19 protein-coding genes and 1 riboswitch are annotated in these 17,729 nt (G+C 47.8%); all 19 genes read left to right on the forward strand.

Annotated elements, in window-relative coordinates; genetic code table 11:
• The first annotated feature begins 39 nt into the window (after positions 1 to 39).
• The gene (locus tag WA407_RS02385) at positions 40 to 1,287 is read left to right on the forward strand and encodes an L-threonylcarbamoyladenylate synthase (protein ID WP_235306525.1); all 1,248 of its coding nucleotides are present in this window, start codon (positions 40 to 42) and stop codon (positions 1,285 to 1,287) included.
• A gap of 142 nt (positions 1,288 to 1,429) precedes the next feature.
• Positions 1,430 to 1,990, forward strand: coding sequence for a manganese efflux pump MntP (locus WA407_RS02390; protein ID WP_023990719.1), 561 nt, complete (start codon positions 1,430 to 1,432; stop codon positions 1,988 to 1,990).
• 103 nt (positions 1,991 to 2,093) lie between these two features.
• Complete coding sequence (locus WA407_RS02395; protein WP_029518516.1) at positions 2,094 to 2,678, forward strand: low molecular weight protein arginine phosphatase; 585 nt, start codon at positions 2,094 to 2,096, stop codon at positions 2,676 to 2,678.
• 78 nt (positions 2,679 to 2,756) lie between these two features.
• A riboswitch (ZMP/ZTP riboswitch) is annotated at positions 2,757 to 2,838 on the forward strand.
• 220 nt (positions 2,839 to 3,058) lie between these two features.
• Entirely contained in the window at positions 3,059 to 3,646 is a 588-nt protein-coding gene (locus WA407_RS02400) for a TIGR01440 family protein (RefSeq protein WP_235308285.1), read from the forward strand.
• Positions 3,647 to 3,766: 120 nt separating this feature from the next.
• Complete coding sequence (gene glyA / locus WA407_RS02405; protein WP_013312336.1) at positions 3,767 to 5,017, forward strand: serine hydroxymethyltransferase; 1,251 nt, start codon at positions 3,767 to 3,769, stop codon at positions 5,015 to 5,017.
• Positions 5,018 to 5,164: 147 nt separating this feature from the next.
• Complete coding sequence (locus WA407_RS02410) at positions 5,165 to 6,073, forward strand: carbohydrate ABC transporter permease (RefSeq protein ID WP_442952018.1); 909 nt, start codon at positions 5,165 to 5,167, stop codon at positions 6,071 to 6,073.
• Positions 6,073 to 6,909 (forward strand): carbohydrate ABC transporter permease, encoded by an 837-nt coding sequence (locus WA407_RS02415; RefSeq protein ID WP_235306523.1) that lies wholly within the window; start codon positions 6,073 to 6,075, stop codon positions 6,907 to 6,909. The genes WA407_RS02410 and WA407_RS02415 overlap by 1 nt, the downstream gene beginning before the upstream one ends.
• Before the next feature lie 15 nt (positions 6,910 to 6,924).
• Positions 6,925 to 8,190, forward strand: coding sequence for an ABC transporter substrate-binding protein (locus WA407_RS02420; RefSeq protein ID WP_336076694.1), 1,266 nt, complete (start codon positions 6,925 to 6,927; stop codon positions 8,188 to 8,190).
• 356 nt (positions 8,191 to 8,546) lie between these two features.
• A complete protein-coding gene (gene upp / locus WA407_RS02425; protein WP_013312332.1) occupies positions 8,547 to 9,176 on the forward strand; it encodes a uracil phosphoribosyltransferase in 630 nt (209 codons plus the stop codon).
• Between the two features lie 110 nt (positions 9,177 to 9,286).
• Positions 9,287 to 10,456 carry a non-hydrolyzing UDP-N-acetylglucosamine 2-epimerase gene (gene wecB, locus WA407_RS02430; RefSeq protein WP_061832041.1) on the forward strand — a complete coding sequence of 390 codons (1,170 nt, stop codon included), beginning with the start codon at positions 9,287 to 9,289 and terminating at the stop codon, positions 10,454 to 10,456.
• A 171-nt stretch (positions 10,457 to 10,627) separates the two neighbouring features.
• Complete coding sequence (locus WA407_RS02435; protein ID WP_023990711.1) at positions 10,628 to 10,882, forward strand: AtpZ/AtpI family protein; 255 nt, start codon at positions 10,628 to 10,630, stop codon at positions 10,880 to 10,882.
• Positions 10,875 to 11,255, forward strand: a complete 381-nt coding sequence (locus tag WA407_RS02440) for an ATP synthase subunit I (protein ID WP_013312329.1) — start codon at positions 10,875 to 10,877, stop codon at positions 11,253 to 11,255. Before WA407_RS02435 ends, WA407_RS02440 begins: the two co-directional genes overlap by 8 nt.
• 29 nt (positions 11,256 to 11,284) lie before the next feature.
• Positions 11,285 to 12,109, forward strand: coding sequence for a F0F1 ATP synthase subunit A (gene atpB, locus WA407_RS02445; protein ID WP_235306521.1), 825 nt, complete (start codon positions 11,285 to 11,287; stop codon positions 12,107 to 12,109).
• 104 nt (positions 12,110 to 12,213) lie between these two features.
• Positions 12,214 to 12,438, forward strand: a complete 225-nt coding sequence (gene atpE / locus WA407_RS02450; protein WP_007432750.1) for a F0F1 ATP synthase subunit C — start codon at positions 12,214 to 12,216, stop codon at positions 12,436 to 12,438.
• 109 nt (positions 12,439 to 12,547) lie between these two features.
• Positions 12,548 to 13,036 (forward strand): F0F1 ATP synthase subunit B, encoded by a 489-nt coding sequence (gene atpF / locus WA407_RS02455; RefSeq protein ID WP_023990709.1) that lies wholly within the window; start codon positions 12,548 to 12,550, stop codon positions 13,034 to 13,036.
• Positions 13,033 to 13,578: a F0F1 ATP synthase subunit delta gene (locus tag WA407_RS02460; protein WP_061832042.1), complete on the forward strand. Its 546-nt coding sequence runs from the start codon at positions 13,033 to 13,035 to the stop codon at positions 13,576 to 13,578. Before atpF ends, WA407_RS02460 begins: the two co-directional genes overlap by 4 nt.
• 19 nt (positions 13,579 to 13,597) lie before the next feature.
• Positions 13,598 to 15,112 carry a F0F1 ATP synthase subunit alpha gene (gene atpA / locus WA407_RS02465; protein WP_013312325.1) on the forward strand — a complete coding sequence of 505 codons (1,515 nt, stop codon included), beginning with the start codon at positions 13,598 to 13,600 and terminating at the stop codon, positions 15,110 to 15,112.
• Positions 15,113 to 15,330: 218 nt separating this feature from the next.
• Positions 15,331 to 16,197 carry an ATP synthase F1 subunit gamma gene (gene atpG, locus WA407_RS02470; RefSeq protein ID WP_039271553.1) on the forward strand — a complete coding sequence of 289 codons (867 nt, stop codon included), beginning with the start codon at positions 15,331 to 15,333 and terminating at the stop codon, positions 16,195 to 16,197.
• 120 nt (positions 16,198 to 16,317) lie between these two features.
• On the forward strand, positions 16,318 to 17,718 hold the full coding sequence (gene atpD, locus WA407_RS02475; protein ID WP_013312323.1) for a F0F1 ATP synthase subunit beta: 1,401 nt from the start codon (positions 16,318 to 16,320) through the stop codon (positions 17,716 to 17,718).
• Positions 17,719 to 17,729 lie beyond the last annotated feature (11 nt).

The following is a 17,729-nucleotide window of genomic DNA, read 5'->3' on the forward strand; positions in this document are numbered from 1 at the left end:
CTGGCCTGTATATGACAATAAGATATGGGATGATCTGATATGAGTGATAAATCGAATCAAATGCAAGACTTGCGCGGAGATTTTGTGCAAAAGGAAAAATCGGAGCAAAAGCTGGACGAACAGGAAAATTGCGAGCTGAAGCAGGCATTGAGGTCTTCCCATACCCAATGGTGGGATGTAAGATGTTTGGTTCCTGTGAGCAACATTGACGGGGATGTTTCTGACGAAGTTTGGGCTGAACAGACTCGGATCGCGGCGGAAAAGGGCATACGGGAGGCTGGCGTACTCCTCCAAGCTGGAGAGACGGTAGCCTTTCCTACGGAGACCGTGTACGGCCTGGGGGCCGATGCTCGTAGTACAAAAGCGGTGGAGGCGGTATTCGCTGCCAAAGGACGTCCCTCCGATAACCCGCTCATTGTACATATTTCTGATGCTGATCAATTAGAGGGTATGGTAGCAGAAATAAACGATACAGCCCGAGCGCTGATGAATATGTTCTGGCCGGGACCGCTGACTCTCGTATTGCCGGTAGTGCCGCAGGCACTGTCATCGCGTGTGACAGCCGGGCTGGATACAGTCGGTGTGCGCATGCCGGATCATCCGATAGCGCTTCGTCTGATCGCTGAAGCGGGTTGTCCACTGGCTGCGCCAAGCGCCAACCGGTCGGGAAGACCCAGTCCCACCCTTGCACAGCATGTGCGAGAGGATCTGGAGGGCCGAATCGGCGGCATTTTGGACGGAGGTCCCACGGGGGTGGGGCTGGAGTCCACGGTGGTGCAGGCGGGTGACGACGGAACCGTCACCATCCTGCGCCCCGGCGGCGTGACGGCTGAGCAGCTCGCTGCGGTTGCTCGCGCCGTCGTGCTGGACCCGGCGTTGGCTGCTACGCCCGGGGAAGACGCGGACAGCCCAGCCCCGCGCTCGCCGGGCATGAAGTACACGCACTACGCGCCGCGAGGCCGCTTGAGCGTGGTACAAGGCCCGTCGTCCGTTGAGGTGACGGGCTGGATTCGCGCCGCGTTGGCGGAGGCTTCCGCGCGCGGGGAGCGCACGGCAGTGCTCGCGTTCGACGAGCATGCCGCCGGCTACGCCGGAGAGCGCGTCTATACGCTAGGCAAGCTGGACGCGCTCCATGAGGCGGCGCAGCGCCTGTACGGCGTGCTGCGTCGCTGCGACGAGGACGGCGTCACCTACATTTTGGCGGAATCCTGTCCGCCGAAGGGATTGGGAGACGCCGTCATGAACCGCCTGCTTAAAGCGGCAGGTCACCGAATCGTCCGCTTGTAGCTTCTGTCGAATCAGAGCCTCTTATATTAAATTTTCCTCCCTCCTCGTCTCGGTATTGGGTACTTTCAGTACATGCTTGTACTGATTTGCCCCTTGTCCGCATAACGTGTACAAGAACAGACGGATAATGGAGGGATGGAGTATGCTGGCAGCCTCTGCCCATGCCGGGCAGGTTGTAACGATTCTGATCATGGCGGTAGCGCTAGGAATGGATGCGTTATCGCTGGGCGTAGGGATCGGCATGAAGGGGATACGCCTGCGAGACGTGCTGCGCATCAGTACTGTCATTGGCTTTTTTCACATTCTGATGCCATTACTGGGAATGTTCACAGGCCATTATATGAGTTCTTTATTAGGTCATGTGACGGCCTACTTCGCAGGGGGTCTACTCATCCTTTTGGGCGGGCATATGGTGTATAATTCCTTTAAAGGAGACGGCGTACAGGTATTGGATCATCGTTCGCCTTTAGGCCTTTTGCTGTTTGCACTTGGGGTGAGCGTTGACTCATTTTCTGTAGGAGTGTCACTGGGTATGTTCCAAAGTGATCTGGTGCTGTCCGTTCTGGCGTTTGGTTTTTGCGGGGGAGCAATGGCGATGCTGGGCCTGCTGCTGGGTCGCAAGGTCAGCCGTAATCTAGGAGATTATGGGGAAGCAGTGGGTGGTGCCATTTTGTTGGCATTCGGCTTTATGTTTATGTTTTGATTTTAGTGTAGACAGTGTAAAATAAGTGCAGGGTTATCGTAAAGGATTAGGATTATAGTAATCCTCTGTTTATATATTTTTTAACATACGGGGGGTGAAAACGTTGAAGAATATCTTATTCGTATGCACAGGAAATACCTGTCGCAGTCCAATGGCTGAAGGCATGCTGCGTAAGTTGGCTGCTGAGCATGGGCTAGAACTGGAAGTGCGTTCTGCGGGAGTAGCCGCGATGGAAGGCACACCGATATCCCGACATGCAGAGGCGGTTCTACGTGATCACGATATATCCGATCAGATCACTTCAACCCCTTTGAGCGACGGGCTTGCCGGGTGGGCGCATCTGATCTTAACCTTGACGCAAGGACATAAACAGCACGTAATTCAACGCTTTCCCCAAACGGCGGGCAAAGTATTTACACTTAAGGAATATGTGGAGAACCGGGATGCGGTGTTGAATGATGTACAGGAGTTGGATGGTTTATATGCTTCACAGCAGTTGATGGCTTCACTTGGACAAGAGCTATCGGCGCAGGAGCGTGAACGAATGATTGAATTACACCAACGGATTCCGGGCTTTGATATTTCAGATCCGTTTGGCGGTTCGCGAGAAGACTACGATGTCACAGCTGCGGAAATCCGTACGGCGCTGCATAAGCTGCTGGACAAGCTAAAGGCTTCTTCCGAATAAAATTAGTATTACTCATCTGTTTTGTACGGAATCTGTTGATTTTCGGCCGCTAATCCGTTAAGATAAGGTGGAAAAATGAGAATCCGATGTAACTGGCGACAAAAGTGGGATTAACCACGATGGAGCATCGGATATACGGCCGGTCGCCTGGGCAAAAGAGCAATTCCACATAGGTGTGGACTGCTCTTTTTTTCATATACAAGTTATGCCAGATTTTTAGCTGAGAGTTGATTCCTTTAAAGGTTCTTCCATTTTTTCTGCTCGAAATCTGAAACATCGGCTATAATATAGTCAGATTGTGATCAGGAGAGAGTGTGTTGAATTTGGGGCATGAGACCGTGCCTAGTCTCTGAGAGGCTGTTCAACCAAAGGAGGTTCCAATAGTGGGACAATTGGATCATGAGATTTCGCTAGAAGCACAGACCACTTCTGTTGTGCGGGAAATCGCAGAAGCAGCCAGTCTCAAGGCTGGTCGCCTGCTGGTTATTGGCGTTAGCACAAGTGAAGTGGCTGGAAGTCGGATTGGTACGGCGGGAGCGCTCGATGTGGCTCAGCAACTGTTGTCTGGAGTAGAGTCCGTTCGCAGGGAGTATGGCTTTGATGTGGCGTTTCAATGCTGTGAGCATTTGAACCGAGCGCTGGTCGTTGAACGGGCTGTGCTGGAGCGATTGGGACTGATGGAGGTTGCAGCTGTTCCTGTTCGTACAGCAGGAGGCTCTATGGCCACCGTCGCCTATCGTTCTATGAGTGACGCGTGTTTGGCGGCGAACGTGCAGGCCCATGCCGGGATAGACATCGGCGAAACGCTGATTGGCATGCATCTGCGACCCATTGCTGTTCCATTTCGCCCAAGTCTTCGCTGGATTGGCGAAGCACGTGTGACAGCGGCATTCACCCGTCCACCACTTATTGGTGGACAACGGGCAGTGTATAGTCTGGAGCAAGAAGTCGGCGGAAACTGCGATTAGCATTTGGCATGGCGGCATTCTTGTACTAATCTTTTTTGCATTGATGATGAGGTACCCAACAGAGGAGCAGGCGTTTGCTTGTATACCCAACAATTGACTATGGAGAGGGAGTAATCAATCATGATGGAACACCTGCGTAAAAGTGACCCGGCAGTGATGGAAGCAATGGGACTTGAACTGAAACGACAACGCCACAATATCGAGCTAATCGCATCCGAGAACATTGTCAGTGAAGCAGTAATGGAAGCCATGGGCTCCGTGCTGACGAATAAATATGCTGAAGGTTATCCGAACAAACGCTACTATGGTGGCTGTGAACATGTAGATATCGTTGAAGACATCGCACGTGACCGCGCAAAAGAATTGTTCGGCGCCGAGCATGCTAACGTGCAGCCTCACTCTGGAGCACAAGCCAACATGGCGGTGTATCTGGCAGCTCTCAAACCTGGAGATACTGTACTGGGTATGAATTTGGCGCATGGTGGCCATTTAACACACGGAAGTCCGGTTAACGCTTCCGGCTTGTTGTATAACTTTGCTGCTTACGGTGTACGCGAAGACAACTTCCGCATCGACTACGATGAAGTGCGCAAGGCAGCCTTTAAGCACCGCCCTCGTCTGATTGTAGCTGGCGCGAGTGCATATCCGCGTACTATTGATTTTGAAGCTTTTGCTTCCATTGCCAATGATGTAGGCGCTCTGTTTATGGTGGATATGGCACATATCGCTGGTCTCGTGGCAGCGGGAATTCACCCAAGTCCAGTTCCGCATGCCCAATTTGTAACAACAACGACACACAAAACGCTGCGTGGTCCGCGCGGGGGTCTGATTCTGACTCGCAAAGCATGGGCGCAAGCGATTGATAAAGCTATTTTCCCTGGTACTCAAGGGGGGCCACTGATGCATGTGATCGCGTCCAAAGCAGTTGCTTTGGGTGAAGCGCTCCAGCCATCGTTCAAAACCTATGCGCAAAACGTAGTTCGCAACGCACAGGTGCTGGCTGAAACACTGTTGGCTGAAGGGATTAACATTGTATCCGGTGGTACGGATAACCATCTGATGCTGTTGGATACGCGCAATTTGAATATTACAGGTAAAGAAGCGGAGCATGTATTGGATTCGGTGGGCATCACAGTCAATAAAAATGCGATTCCTTTTGACCCGACCAGTCCATTCGTAACAAGCGGAATTCGTATTGGTACACCTGCTGCAACATCTCGTGGTATGGATGAAGAGGCTATGGTCAAAATCGGTAAAATCATTGCTGAAACCCTTAAAAACCCGAAAGATGATACTGTATTGTCCAAAGCAAGCCAAGCGGTTGGCGAGTTGACAGATAAGTTCCCGATTTATCCAGGAACTCAATACTAATTCATCGACATTCATAATTTTTATATTATAGGCTGTTTTCCTTCCGTAAGCCGGAGGAGAACAGTCTTTTTTTGCTTCCGAACGACTCGAAACATACATTTTTGGGTAATAAGCGATTACAGTAAGGGTTTATGCGCGCTTTCCTTCATGATCTACGACAAAGGAGTGATTGCATTGAGTCAAAGAAAATCCGCGCAATTATTGCAGCAACTCGTATTTGTGGGACCGATGGCGTTGTTTTTCGTCTTGATTATGGTCATTCCGTTCCTGCTGGGCCTGTATTACTCCATGACGAACTGGGATGGAGTATCTGAAAATATCCGATGGCTCGGACTAGGAAATTATATTCATATTTTTAGGGATGATCCAGATTTCCATAATGCGTTCTGGTTTACGGTCCGGTTTACCGTATGTGGTGTCATTCTGACAAACCTGATTGGCTTTTTCCTAGCCTATGCACTTACCAAACCGTTGCGTACCCGTAATGCACTGCGAACTGTATTTTTTATGCCCAATATGATTGGCGGCTTGCTGCTCGGCTTTATCTGGCAATTTATATTTGTACGCGGCTTTTCTGCGGTAGGGGAGGCGACAGGGCTTTCCTTTTTTAAACTGCCGTGGCTGGGTGATGGGCCAACTGCTTTTTGGGGGACTGTCATTGTGTTTGTATGGCAATATGCAGGTTATCTCATGGTTATTTACATATCCTCGTTAAATAATGTCCCGCATGCCCTTATTGAATCGGCCCAAATCGACGGTGCGAGCCGAAGACAGATTTTGCGTCATATTGTAGTGCCACTTATTATGCCAGCGGTGACCGTCTGCTTGTTCTTGGCGATATCCTGGTCCTTTAAAGTATTTGAGTTGAATTTGGCTCTCACGAAGGGGGGACCTTTCAAGTCGACAGAGTCTGTAGCGTTGGACATATATAATGAAGCGTTTACAAATAATCGACTTGGATTAGGGACTGCCAAAGCTATGATTTTCTTTGTGGTCGTTGCGATCATTACCAGCATTCAGGTGCGTCTCACGAAGAAAAAGGAGGTCGAAATGTAATGGGAAAAACGTCAAACTATCGTTTGGGCACATGGGCTGCTGAATTATTGCTTATTGTGATCGGGTTAATCTTTCTGGTTCCGTTCTATTTTTTGCTCGTAAACTCCGTTAAATCCTTTGGCGACATTTTGGCCCATTCCGCTTCGTGGCCGACAACCTTCCGTTTTGAAAACTATGCTAACGCCTGGAATAAAATAAACTTTCCCACAGCACTGGGGAATTCACTGATTGTCACGATCGTCAGTAATGCGCTTTTGCTGCTAATCAGCTCGATGGCCGCTTACCAGATGGTTCGGCATGACACTCGTTTTAACCGGTTCCTGTTCGGTTTGCTTGTGGCTGCGATGGTAGTTCCCTTTCAATCGATTATGTTGCCGCTTATGGAAGTGTCCAACGTATTGAGCTTGAACAACAGTATACCGGGACTGATCTTATGTTATCTGGGTTTTGGAGCGCCTTTATCCGTTTTTCTTTTTCATGGCTTTATTAAAACGGTACCTATTGAGATCGAGCAGGCGGCAAGGGTGGACGGTTCATCCCGGTACGGGGTGTTCTTTCGCATCGTTTGTCCGCTGCTGCTGCCTATGTTCGTAACCGTGCTTATCTTGAATACCTTATGGATCTGGAATGACTATCTGTTGCCTTCGCTCATTTTGAATGATCCTGAGCTGCGTACCATTCCGATTGCAACCTATATGTTGTTTGGTCAGTACACCAAGCAATGGGACTTGGCGTTGCCAGCACTGGTGTTGGGGATCACGCCAATTGTTGTGTTTTTTCTGGTGATGCAAAAATACATCGTTTCTGGCATTGCAGCTGGCGCGGTCAAAGGCTGAAGGGAGAGATAATCGATGAAAAAAACAGCGTTACTTGTCATCTCCTTGATGGTGCTGCTCGCATGTACACTTGCAGGTTGTGGAAATACGAAGGCTCAACAGAGTGAGACGAAAACGATACACATTTATCAATTCAAAGTAGAGATATCGGAACCGTTAAACAAGCTGAAGGCAGAATATGAAAAAACGCACCCTGGCATCAAGCTGGATATCCAATCTGTCGGTGGTGGTACGGACTACGGTGCTTCGTTGAAGGCTAAATTCGCATCAGGCGATCAGCCGGACATTTTTACAAATGAGGGCTACCAGGATCGCGATACGTGGTTGGAGTACCTGGAGGATTTGTCGGATCAGCCATGGGTGAAAGATCTGGACGATTTCGCTCGTAAGCCGATGACGGTTAACGGTAAGATTTATGGACAGCCTATGAACCTAGAAGGATTTGGATTTGTTTATAACAAGGATTTGTTTAAAAAAGCGGGCATAACCAAACTGCCTCAGACAATAGATGAACTGGAGGAAGCAGCCAAGCGACTGAAAGCGGCAGGGATTATACCTTTTGCTAACGGGTATGCGGAATGGTGGGTTCTGGGGAACCATTTTATCAATATCCCGTTTGCCAGACAGCCGAACCCGGAAAGTTATGTTGAGGATTTAAACAAAGGAACGGCTCGCATCCCCGGTAACCCCGTGTTCGATCAGTGGGTGAAGTTGCTTGATCTGACTATAAAATATGGGAACCGCAATCCGCTCACGACGGATTACAATACACAAGTGACACTGTTTTCGACAGGTAAGGCTGCTATGATGCACCAGGGGAACTGGACGCAACCGCAAATGGATGGAATTAATCCTAACTTGAATTTGGGTATTCTGCCTGCGCCTATAGACAATGATCCCTCCACAGGAGGTAGACTCGCGGTGGGAGTGGCCTCGAACTGGGTGATCAATAAAAATTCGCCTGTGAAGCAGGAGGCAAAAGAATTTCTCAATTGGTTGGTCACATCAGAAACAGGCAAACATTATATCACCAAGGAATTTAAGTTTGTTCCTGCCTTCAAAAGTATCACGTCCAGTGACGAGACGACAGGTGATCTAGGTGCAGAAATATCTCGACATGTGAGGGAAGGCAAGATATGGAGTTGGAACTTTCAACGCTTTCCGAAAGGGCTAAATCAGGATTTAAGCAGTAGTATGCAAGCCTATATTGCAGGGGTTATCACGAAGGACGAAATGCTTCGGCAATTTCAGGGAGCGTGGGATAATTTGAAGTATAGATAAAAGAATACCGCTGCATGATGAAGCAAAGGCTATAGCATGGGCAGGAATTTTAAAGCCAGCAGGCTTTGACGGTCAAGTGCCGTCAGGGCCTTTTTGATGTGGTTTTATGTGACGAAAGTCACACATGAAGTGGTCCTATTAAGCATTTTACATGTCATATCTTTCCCTTGACAAAAGGTTGCGGTGGCAGGTGTTAAATCAATCAAGGGAATGTTATAATAAACAGGATTTACAGGCACGCATTGCATCTGTGCTTATTTGGTTTGTGCAAATAGGTTACATAGATCCTTTCGACTCAGGATAGTTCGATATGCTGGCGCGAAAGAACGTGACGATAATACCGGAGGGAATATATTATGGCGAAACTGGTGGTTTGCGATCACCCTTTGATCCAACACAAGCTTACATTTATCCGCGATGTGCGGACCAACACCAAGGATTTCCGCGAGCTGGTGGATGAAGTAGCAACATTGATGGCTTATGAAATTACACGGGATATCCCGCTGGAAAGCATTACGGTGCAGACACCGGTTGCTGAGACAGAAGGAAAAGTGATTTCAGGACGTATGCTGGGTCTTATTCCGATTCTGCGTGCAGGCTTGGGTATGCTGGATGGCGTAGTAAAGCTGCTGCCTGCAGCAAAGGTAGGCCATGTGGGACTGTTCCGCGATCCTGAGACGCTGCAACCCGTAGAATACTATACGAAGCTGCCTACAGATGTAACTGAGCGCGAATTGATCGTGATTGATCCGATGCTTGCAACGGGTGGCTCGGCAATTGCGGCGATTGATGTATTGAAAAAGAGAGGCTGTACTCAAATTAAAATGATGAATCTGATTGCTGCTCCTGAAGGAGTCAAAGCTGTGCAGGATGCGCATCCTGATGTAGACATCTATGTCGCTGCATTGGACGAGCGTCTGGATGATCATGGATACATCATTCCGGGTCTTGGCGACGCGGGAGACCGCTTGTACGGAACCAAGTAGACTGCCCATGGCGGTTCGGCAAAATCTATGGACGTTATGACAGGTCGTTTTTCTGAATAATGGAAGACCTGTAAAGCGGACATTTATTATGAAAAGGAGTTCAACAGAAAATGTCCAAAATCAAAGTGATGACAATTTTTGGTGTGCGTCCGGAGGCGATTAAGATGGCTCCTCTTATTTTGGAGCTTCAGCGTCACCCGGAGCATATCGAGTCCGTGGTATGCGTTACGGCTCAACATCGCCAGATGCTTGATCAGGTTCTGGAAGTTTTCAATATTCACCCTGACTATGATCTGGATGTAATGAAGGATCGCCAGACACTAAATGAAATCTCGATGCGGGTACTTCAAGGTCTTGAACCTGTATTGCGTGAGGCCAAGCCCGATATCGTGTTAGTTCACGGTGATACGCTGACGACTTTCCTGGCCAGCTATGCAGCCTTTATGCAGCAGATTGAAGTAGGGCATGTGGAAGCGGGTTTGCGGACGTGGAACAAGCTTTCTCCATATCCTGAAGAAATGAACCGTCAGCTCACAGGCGTGCTGTCTGATCTGCATTTCTCGCCTACTTCTTTATCGGCTGGAAATTTGCGGAAGGAAAACAAGCCTGAATCGCGAATATATGTTACAGGCAATACAGTAACTGATGTATTTCAGTATACGGTTCGCCAGGATTACGAGCACCCTGTACTGGATTGGGCTCAGGGCAAACGCCTGATTCTTATGACAGCGCATCGCCGGGAATCTCAAGGGGAACCGCATCGTCAGATTTTTAATGCGGTTAAGCGAATTGCGGATGAGTTTGAGGATATCGCTATTGTTTATCCGGTTCATCCAAGTCCGGCAGTGAAGGAACCTGCATTTGAGATTTTAGGCAACCATCCGCGTATTAAGCTGATTGATCCGCTGGATGTCGTGGATCTGCACAATTTTTATCCACATACACATCTGATCCTTACGGATTCCGGTGGGCTTCAGGAAGAAGCACCTTCGTTCGGAGTACCTGTTCTGGTGCTGCGTGATACGACTGAAAGACCGGAAGGAATTGAAGCGGGCACCTTGGAACTGGTGGGTACGAGTGAAGAGAACGTGTACAATCGGACTAAGGCTCTTTTGACAGATTCCGCGTTGTACGAATCTATGAGTCAGGCAGCGAATCCTTACGGCGATGGACAAGCATCAGTAAGAATTGTCAATGCGATTTTGCACCATTATGGTGTTCAAACTGAACGTCCTGAGGAATTTCACACAATGTTCACAAAAGGTGTTCGTCCGATATAATTATTCTTTACAAGGCAAGCATACAGTTAAACTGTACGGTTACCAAGGGATACAGCAATTTAAGATGCTTTGTCGTTTGATTTTATACTTTAGGGCACTAAAATATCTCAATTGACAAAGCATCTTATATTTAAGTAAAATGGACTGGAATTGCAGGGGTGACATGGAAAAGTGGTCAAACCTTCCAAGCAAAACAACAACCGAAATAACACCGGAAATGCCTTTAAGGCTATAGGACTGGTGAGCGCGATCGGCATTGATTTGGCGATATGCACACTGGGTGGTTTCTATGCAGGAAAATGGCTTGATGCCAAACTTGGTGGCTCCGGAATTTGGATTGGCGTAAGCGTTCTCGCAGGCTTGGTTGTAGGCGCATTAAGTATTGCCCTTGTGATCGGAAAGGTACTGAGGGATAACCATGAATGAGATGACCCGTATGCAAAAAATGTTATGGATCGTAGCGCTTGGTATTATGGCTCTGTGTTTCCTGGTCTCCGCCTTCATGCCCCAACATCGTGACATTGCTCACGGAATCATTCTGGGAACGGGAGTAAGCTGTCTAAATGTGCTGTATATGGCCTACAAAATTCGACAGGTTGCGAGTGCGGCCGCCGGTGAAAGAAAGAAGAGAGTGTTTGGTATTGGCTTTGGCGTTCGATTAGGGACCTCGATTTTGGCAGTGGTGCTGGCGATAGAATTTCCGGCCTATTTCCATGAGATCGCTGTAATGGCAAGCCTGGTGACTGGGCAATTTCTTCTGTTAATTATAGGCATCATATTCGCGCTTCAGGAAAAATGATGGCTCAACTGAGAAAGGGGTGAGAAAACATGTTGCATGAATCACCGATTATCCAATTGGGCGGGTTTAACATTGACTTGTCCGTCATTATTATGCTTATTGTGACTTGTGCGATTGTATTTGGACTGGCATTTGCTGCAACGCGCAATTTGTCTGTGGACAATCCAAGCAAGCTGCAAAATTTTATGGAATGGGTCGTTGAATTCGTTCAAGGACTGATTACCAGCACGATGGATTTGAAAAAAGGGAAGCCATTCCTCTCCTTGGGGATGACGCTGATCATGTTCATTTTCGTCGGGAATATGCTGGGCTTACCGTTCGGGATTGTGACCGAATTCGATAATGCGCAAAGTGCCCAAGTATTTGGACATGAAATCATTCCAGTCAAAGAAGCATTAGAACAAGCACAGGCGTCTCACCCGGGCGAAGCTGCCCATGTAGGCATCAGCTGGTGGAAATCACCTACTGCAGATGCAGGGGTATCTATTGGACTCGCTTTGATGATCTTTGTCCTGGTTCATTTCCTGGGGATCTTCCGCAATACCAAAGCTTACTTCAAGCATTACGTTCAGCCATTTCCATTCTTTTTGCCAATTAACTTGATTGAGCAGTTCTCAAAACTGTTGACACATGGTATGCGTCTATTCGGTAATATTTTTGCCGGCGAAGTTTTGATCAGTGTTCTGCTGAAAATGACAGCACTTGGTGTGGGAGGTATGGTTACTTCCGTATTGGGACTCGTGGTCTGGCAAGGATTCAGTATTTTTGTCGGCAGTATTCAAGCGTTCGTCTTCACCATTCTGACGTTTGTATACATTTCGCAGTCCATTGACACGCATGAAGAAGGGCATTAGACAAGCTTGTTTTCCGGTTTTTAGTTAAGTTCAGGAGTACGCTTCGCTCTTAACTGCAAATACATGTACAATACAAATACACATCACTAAGGAGGATTTTTAAAATGGGAGTTTGGGCATATATCGCAGCTGCAATCGCAGTAGGTTTGGGCGCTTTGGGCGCAGGTATTGGTAACGGTCTGATCGTAAGTAAAACAGTTGAAGGTATCGCTCGTCAGCCTGAAGCAAAAGCAACGTTGCAAACGGTAATGTTTATCGGTGTAGGTCTGGTCGAAGCCCTGCCAATCATCGGGGTCGTTCTGGCATTCATTTTCTACGCAGGTGCTTAATTGAATGGAAGCAAGGTTTGGCGGGGAAGGCACAGCCATCCGCGCCTTCTTTGTTCGTTTGAACATGAAAGATCCAGAACCGACGTTCACCGGAAAGGAGTGACTTCAATTGAGTTTAAATTGGACAAGTATCGTTTTCACAATCATTGCATTTTTGATCTTGTACTGGTTACTGACGCGTTATGCATTCGGCCCTCTCTTTTCCGTTATGGAGAAGCGCCGTCAGCTTGTATTACAGCAAATGAATGAAGCGGCACAGACGCGTGAACAGGCTGCTGCTTATGTTGAGGAGCAAAAGCAGGCTCTCCAGCAGGCACGTAAGGAAGCGTACGACATTATTGAGCAGTCAAAACAAACAGGTAACAAGCAAGCGGAGCAAATTATTGTTCAGGCTAAAGACGAAGCTGTCCGCCTGAAAGACGAAGCTGTTCGTGAAATCACAAGCGAGCGTAATAAGGCGGTTGCCGAACTGCGCAGCGAAGTGGGTAAAGCTTCGGTACAAATTGCTTCCAAACTGATTCAAAAGGAAATCAAGGAAGACCAAGTCCAAGGAGAGCTTGTCGACCAATACCTTAAAGAGGTAGGAGGCAAAGCATGAGCCGGGATACGGTAGTTGCCAAACGGTATGCGAAAGCTTTGTTTGAAGTGGCAGAGCAAGAACAGACCATTATGGAAACCGAGCAGGAGCTACGTGCTTTTGTAGAGGCTGTATCGGGGGATGCTGAAATCCGTAAATTCATTAATTCTCCTAACATTACGGAAACGGTCAAGCTTCAAGTTCTGGCTAACAGTTTTGAAGGCAAGCTGTCTGCCTCGCTAATTAACACGATCAAGCTGTTGATTCAGCGTAGTAGAGCAGATTTGTTCGAATCTCTCCTTGCCGGATACCTCGATATTCAGGAATACAAGCTGGGACTTGCTCATGCAAAGGTGTATTCGACTTATGCTTTAAGTGATCAGGAAAAAACAGCGGTAGCCGAGCAATTCGGAGCCCGTGAACATAAAACAATCCGTGTGGAAAATATAGTGGACCCGAGTCTGCTGGGCGGATTGAAAGTGGTTATCGGCGATACACTGTACGACGGCAGTCTGGCCGGCAAGCTGGATCGTCTCGAGAAATCCTTTAACAGACGAGTATAGAAGATAGGGGTGAACACACTTGAGTATCAAACCTGAGGAAATCAGTTCATTGATTAAAAGTCAGATTGAACAATATAAAAATGATATCGAGGTCGTTGAAGTCGGCACTGTTGTTGAAGTCGGCGACGGTATTGCCCGCGTCTACGGACTGGAAAAAGTTATGGCCGGTGAATTGGTTGAATTCGACACTGGCGTATTGGGCTTGGCGCTCAACGTGGAAGAAAGCAATGTCGGTGTTGTTATTTTGGGTCAATTCTCCGACATTCGTGAAGGCGGTCAAGTAAAACGTACAGGTCAGATCATGCAGGTCCCTGTAGGGGAAGCACTGATCGGACGTGTAGTTAACCCACTGGGACAACCGGTAGACGGTAAAGGACCGATTGCTACAACAGAATTCCGTCCGGTTGAAAGTCAGGCTCCAGGTGTTATGGCCCGTAAATCGGTACATGAGCCTATGCAGACGGGGATTAAAGCTATTGATGCAATGGTTCCGATTGGTCGTGGTCAACGTGAGTTGATCATCGGTGACCGTCAAACAGGTAAAACTTCTATCGCAATCGATGCAATTTTGAACCAAAAAGGCAATGGCATGAAATGTATTTATGTCGCTATTGGTCAAAAACAATCCACGGTAGCTCAAGTTGTTGAAACATTGCGTCGTCACGGTGCGCTGGAATACACGATTGTCGTTACGGCATCTGCTTCCGAACCATCACCATTGCTGTACATTGCTCCTTACTCTGGCTGTGCCATGGGTGAGTATTTCATGTACAAAGGCGAGCATGTCCTTGTTGTTTATGATGACTTGACTAAACAAGCGTCAGCTTACCGGGAACTGTCCCTGTTGCTGCGTCGTCCACCGGGTCGTGAAGCTTATCCGGGTGACGTTTTCTATCTTCACTCTCGCTTGCTGGAACGTGCAGCGAAGCTGAATGATGAGTTGGGCGGCGGATCACTTACCGCATTGCCGTTCATTGAGACACAGGCTTCCGACGTTTCTGCATATATCCCAACTAACGTTATTTCCATCACGGATGGACAGATCTTCCTGGAAGCTGACTTGTTCTATGCAGGGCAACGTCCAGCGATCAACGTAGGTATTTCCGTATCTCGTGTAGGTGGTTCTGCTCAGATTAAAGCGATGAAAAAGGTAGCAGGTTCCCTGCGTCTGGATCTTGCTCAATATCGTGAGCTTCAAGCGTTCTCCCAATTCGGGTCCGACTTGGATAAATCCACAAAGGCCCGTCTGGATCGCGGCGCACGCATGATGGAAATTCTGAAACAGGGCGTTAACCAACCGCTTGCTGTAGAGCAACAAGTAGTGAGCTTGTATACTGCTGTAAAAGGCTTCCTTGATGATATCCCTGTAGCGGATGTAAAACGTTTTGAAAAAGACTTCCTGTCTTTCATGGTGTCTGACCATCAGGACGTGCTTCAATCTATCCGCGACACGAAAGACTTGGTGGCTGATAACGAAGCGGCTTTGAAGGCGGCTATCGAGAAATTCAAAAAATCATTCGCCACGTCGGTTTAATACATTGGAATTGCCTGTTTATGATGAAAGATGTCCTAAGGAAGCGTGCCCTCCGGGTTTTGGCTTCCTTGGCATGTTTTACCCTCTATAACAGGCCCTTTAACATATGTCCGGCTGGATTTGAATCTTACGAAGTGCTTAGACTTGGTCCAAGCTAAGCTAAGGGATTGCTTACGAAGTTAGCTTTGGCTTTGCTAGAGCTTAAAGGTGGTGAAATCATGGCAAAAGGTATGCGCGAGATTAAACGTCAGATTAAAAGTGTGCAGAGTACGAAGCAGATCACGAAAGCGATGGAAATGGTCGCTGCATCCAAGCTGAGAAAAGCTCAGGAGAAAGCGGAGTCGGCTCGTCCTTACTCGGAAAAGCTTAAGGAAGTTGTGAGTAGCATTGCTTCTGGAGCGAATAACATCAAGCATCCAATGCTGGAAACGCGTCCGGTTAAAAAGACTGCTTATCTCATCATTACATCAGATCGTGGTCTGGCTGGTGGTTATAACGCCAATATTTTGCGACAGGTTACGCAGACGATTGCTGAACGTCACCGTTCACAGGATGAATTTGTGATTTTCATCATTGGGCGAAAAGGACGGGATTATTTCAGACGCCGTGAATTCCCTATCGCTGAATCGGTAACAGATCTGTCAGATACACCTGCTTTTGCAGATATCAAAACAATTGCAAGCAAGGCTGTACAAGGCTTTGAACTTAAAGAATTTGATGAGCTTTATCTATGCTATAACCGCTTTGTCAACGCATTGACTCAAATTCCAACAGTTGACCGTCTGTTACCAATGGCAACACCGGATTCAGCTACAGCTTCATCCTCAATTAACTATGAGTATGAGCCTTCACCAGAAGGGGTGCTGGAAGTATTGCTGCCGCGTTACGCGGAAACGCTCATTTACGGCGCTTTGCTGGATGGTAAAGCTAGTGAACTGGGAGCGAAGATGACGGCGATGGGATCTGCTACGAAGAATGCTTCCAAGTTAATTGGTGAGCTTTCCTTGACCTATAACCGTGCTCGTCAAGCGGCTATTACCCAGGAAATTACGGAAATCGTTGCAGGGGCAAGCGCTCAGTCTTAATCAGGCTTGTTGCGACTGTTTTATAGCATGTCTACACTATTATGATAAATTGCGGGCGCAAAACAAATCAGAGTGGTTCGGATTTGCGGCTGTGCAAGCTTGTAGGAGGGAAACCAAAAGATGAACAAAGGACGCGTAGTGAGCATCATGGGTCCGGTTGTTGACGTTGAGTTCGAACGTGGACAGCTTCCGGAAATCCTGAATGCCATTCATATTGGGACTGTGCTGGAGAGCGGAGTCAAAATTGACCTGACGCTCGAAGCTTCAAAACATCTAGGTGACAACCGTGTGCGTTGTATTGCCATGTCTTCCACAGATGGTCTGGTTCGTGGAGCTGAAGCCATAGATCTGGGAGCACCTATTTCAGTACCTGTCGGCGAAGCTACTCTTGGACGCGTATTTAACGTACTTGGAACGCCAATTGATAATGGTGCTGATATGAGTGAAACGGCTAGAAATCCGATTCACCGTCAAGCTCCTTCTTTCGATGAGCTGACAACTCAAGCAGAGATGCTCGAAACAGGTATTAAAGTTATCGACTTGCTAGCTCCTTATGCCAAAGGTGGTAAAGTCGGATTGTTTGGTGGTGCTGGTGTAGGTAAAACCGTAACCATTCAAGAATTGATTAACAATATCGCTCAGGAGCATGGTGGTATTTCTGTATTTGCGGGTGTAGGTGAACGCACACGTGAAGGAAATGACTTGTATCATGAAATGAGAGATTCCGGCGTTATCAACAAAACAGCGATGGTGTTCGGACAAATGAACGAGCCTCCGGGTGCACGTTTGCGTGTAGCTCTCACAGGTCTGACGATGGCGGAATACTTCCGTGACCAAGAAGGCCGTGACGTGTTGCTCTTTATTGATAACATTTTCCGCTTTACTCAAGCAGGTTCTGAGGTTTCGGCCTTGTTGGGACGTATGCCTTCAGCAGTAGGTTACCAGCCTACGCTGGCTACTGAGATGGGTCAATTGCAAGAACGGATTACTTCTACTAAAAAAGGTTCTGTTACTTCCATTCAGGCGATTTATGTGCCTGCGGATGACTACACTGACCCGGCTCCTGCTACGACGTTTGCCCATTTGGATGCTACAACGAATCTGGAACGTAAAATTTCCGAAATGGGTATTTACCCGGCGGTTGATCCACTCGCATCAAGCTCCCGTATTTTGGCTCCAGACGTTGTGGGTGAAGAACATTACAATGTAGCGCAAGGGGTAAAACAAATTTTGGCCCGCTACAATGAGCTTCAGGATATCATTGCCATCCTGGGTATGGACGAGCTGAGTGAAGAAGATAAAATGTTGGTAGCACGTGCACGTAAAATCCAGCGTTTCCTTTCTCAACCTTTCCACGTTGCCGAAGCATTTAACGGCTTCCCAGGTAAATATGTGCCGGTTAAAGAAACTGTACGAAGCTTCAAAGAAATTTTGGAAGGCAAGTATGACCATCTTCCAGAAGCGGCTTTCCTTTTTGTAGGAGCCATCGAAGAAGCAGTTGAAAAAGCTAAAACGCTGTAAACAACAGGCAA

Source organism: Paenibacillus sp. 203 (genome assembly GCF_037027525.1).
GTDB lineage: Bacteria > Bacillota > Bacilli > Paenibacillales > Paenibacillaceae > Paenibacillus > Paenibacillus polymyxa_B.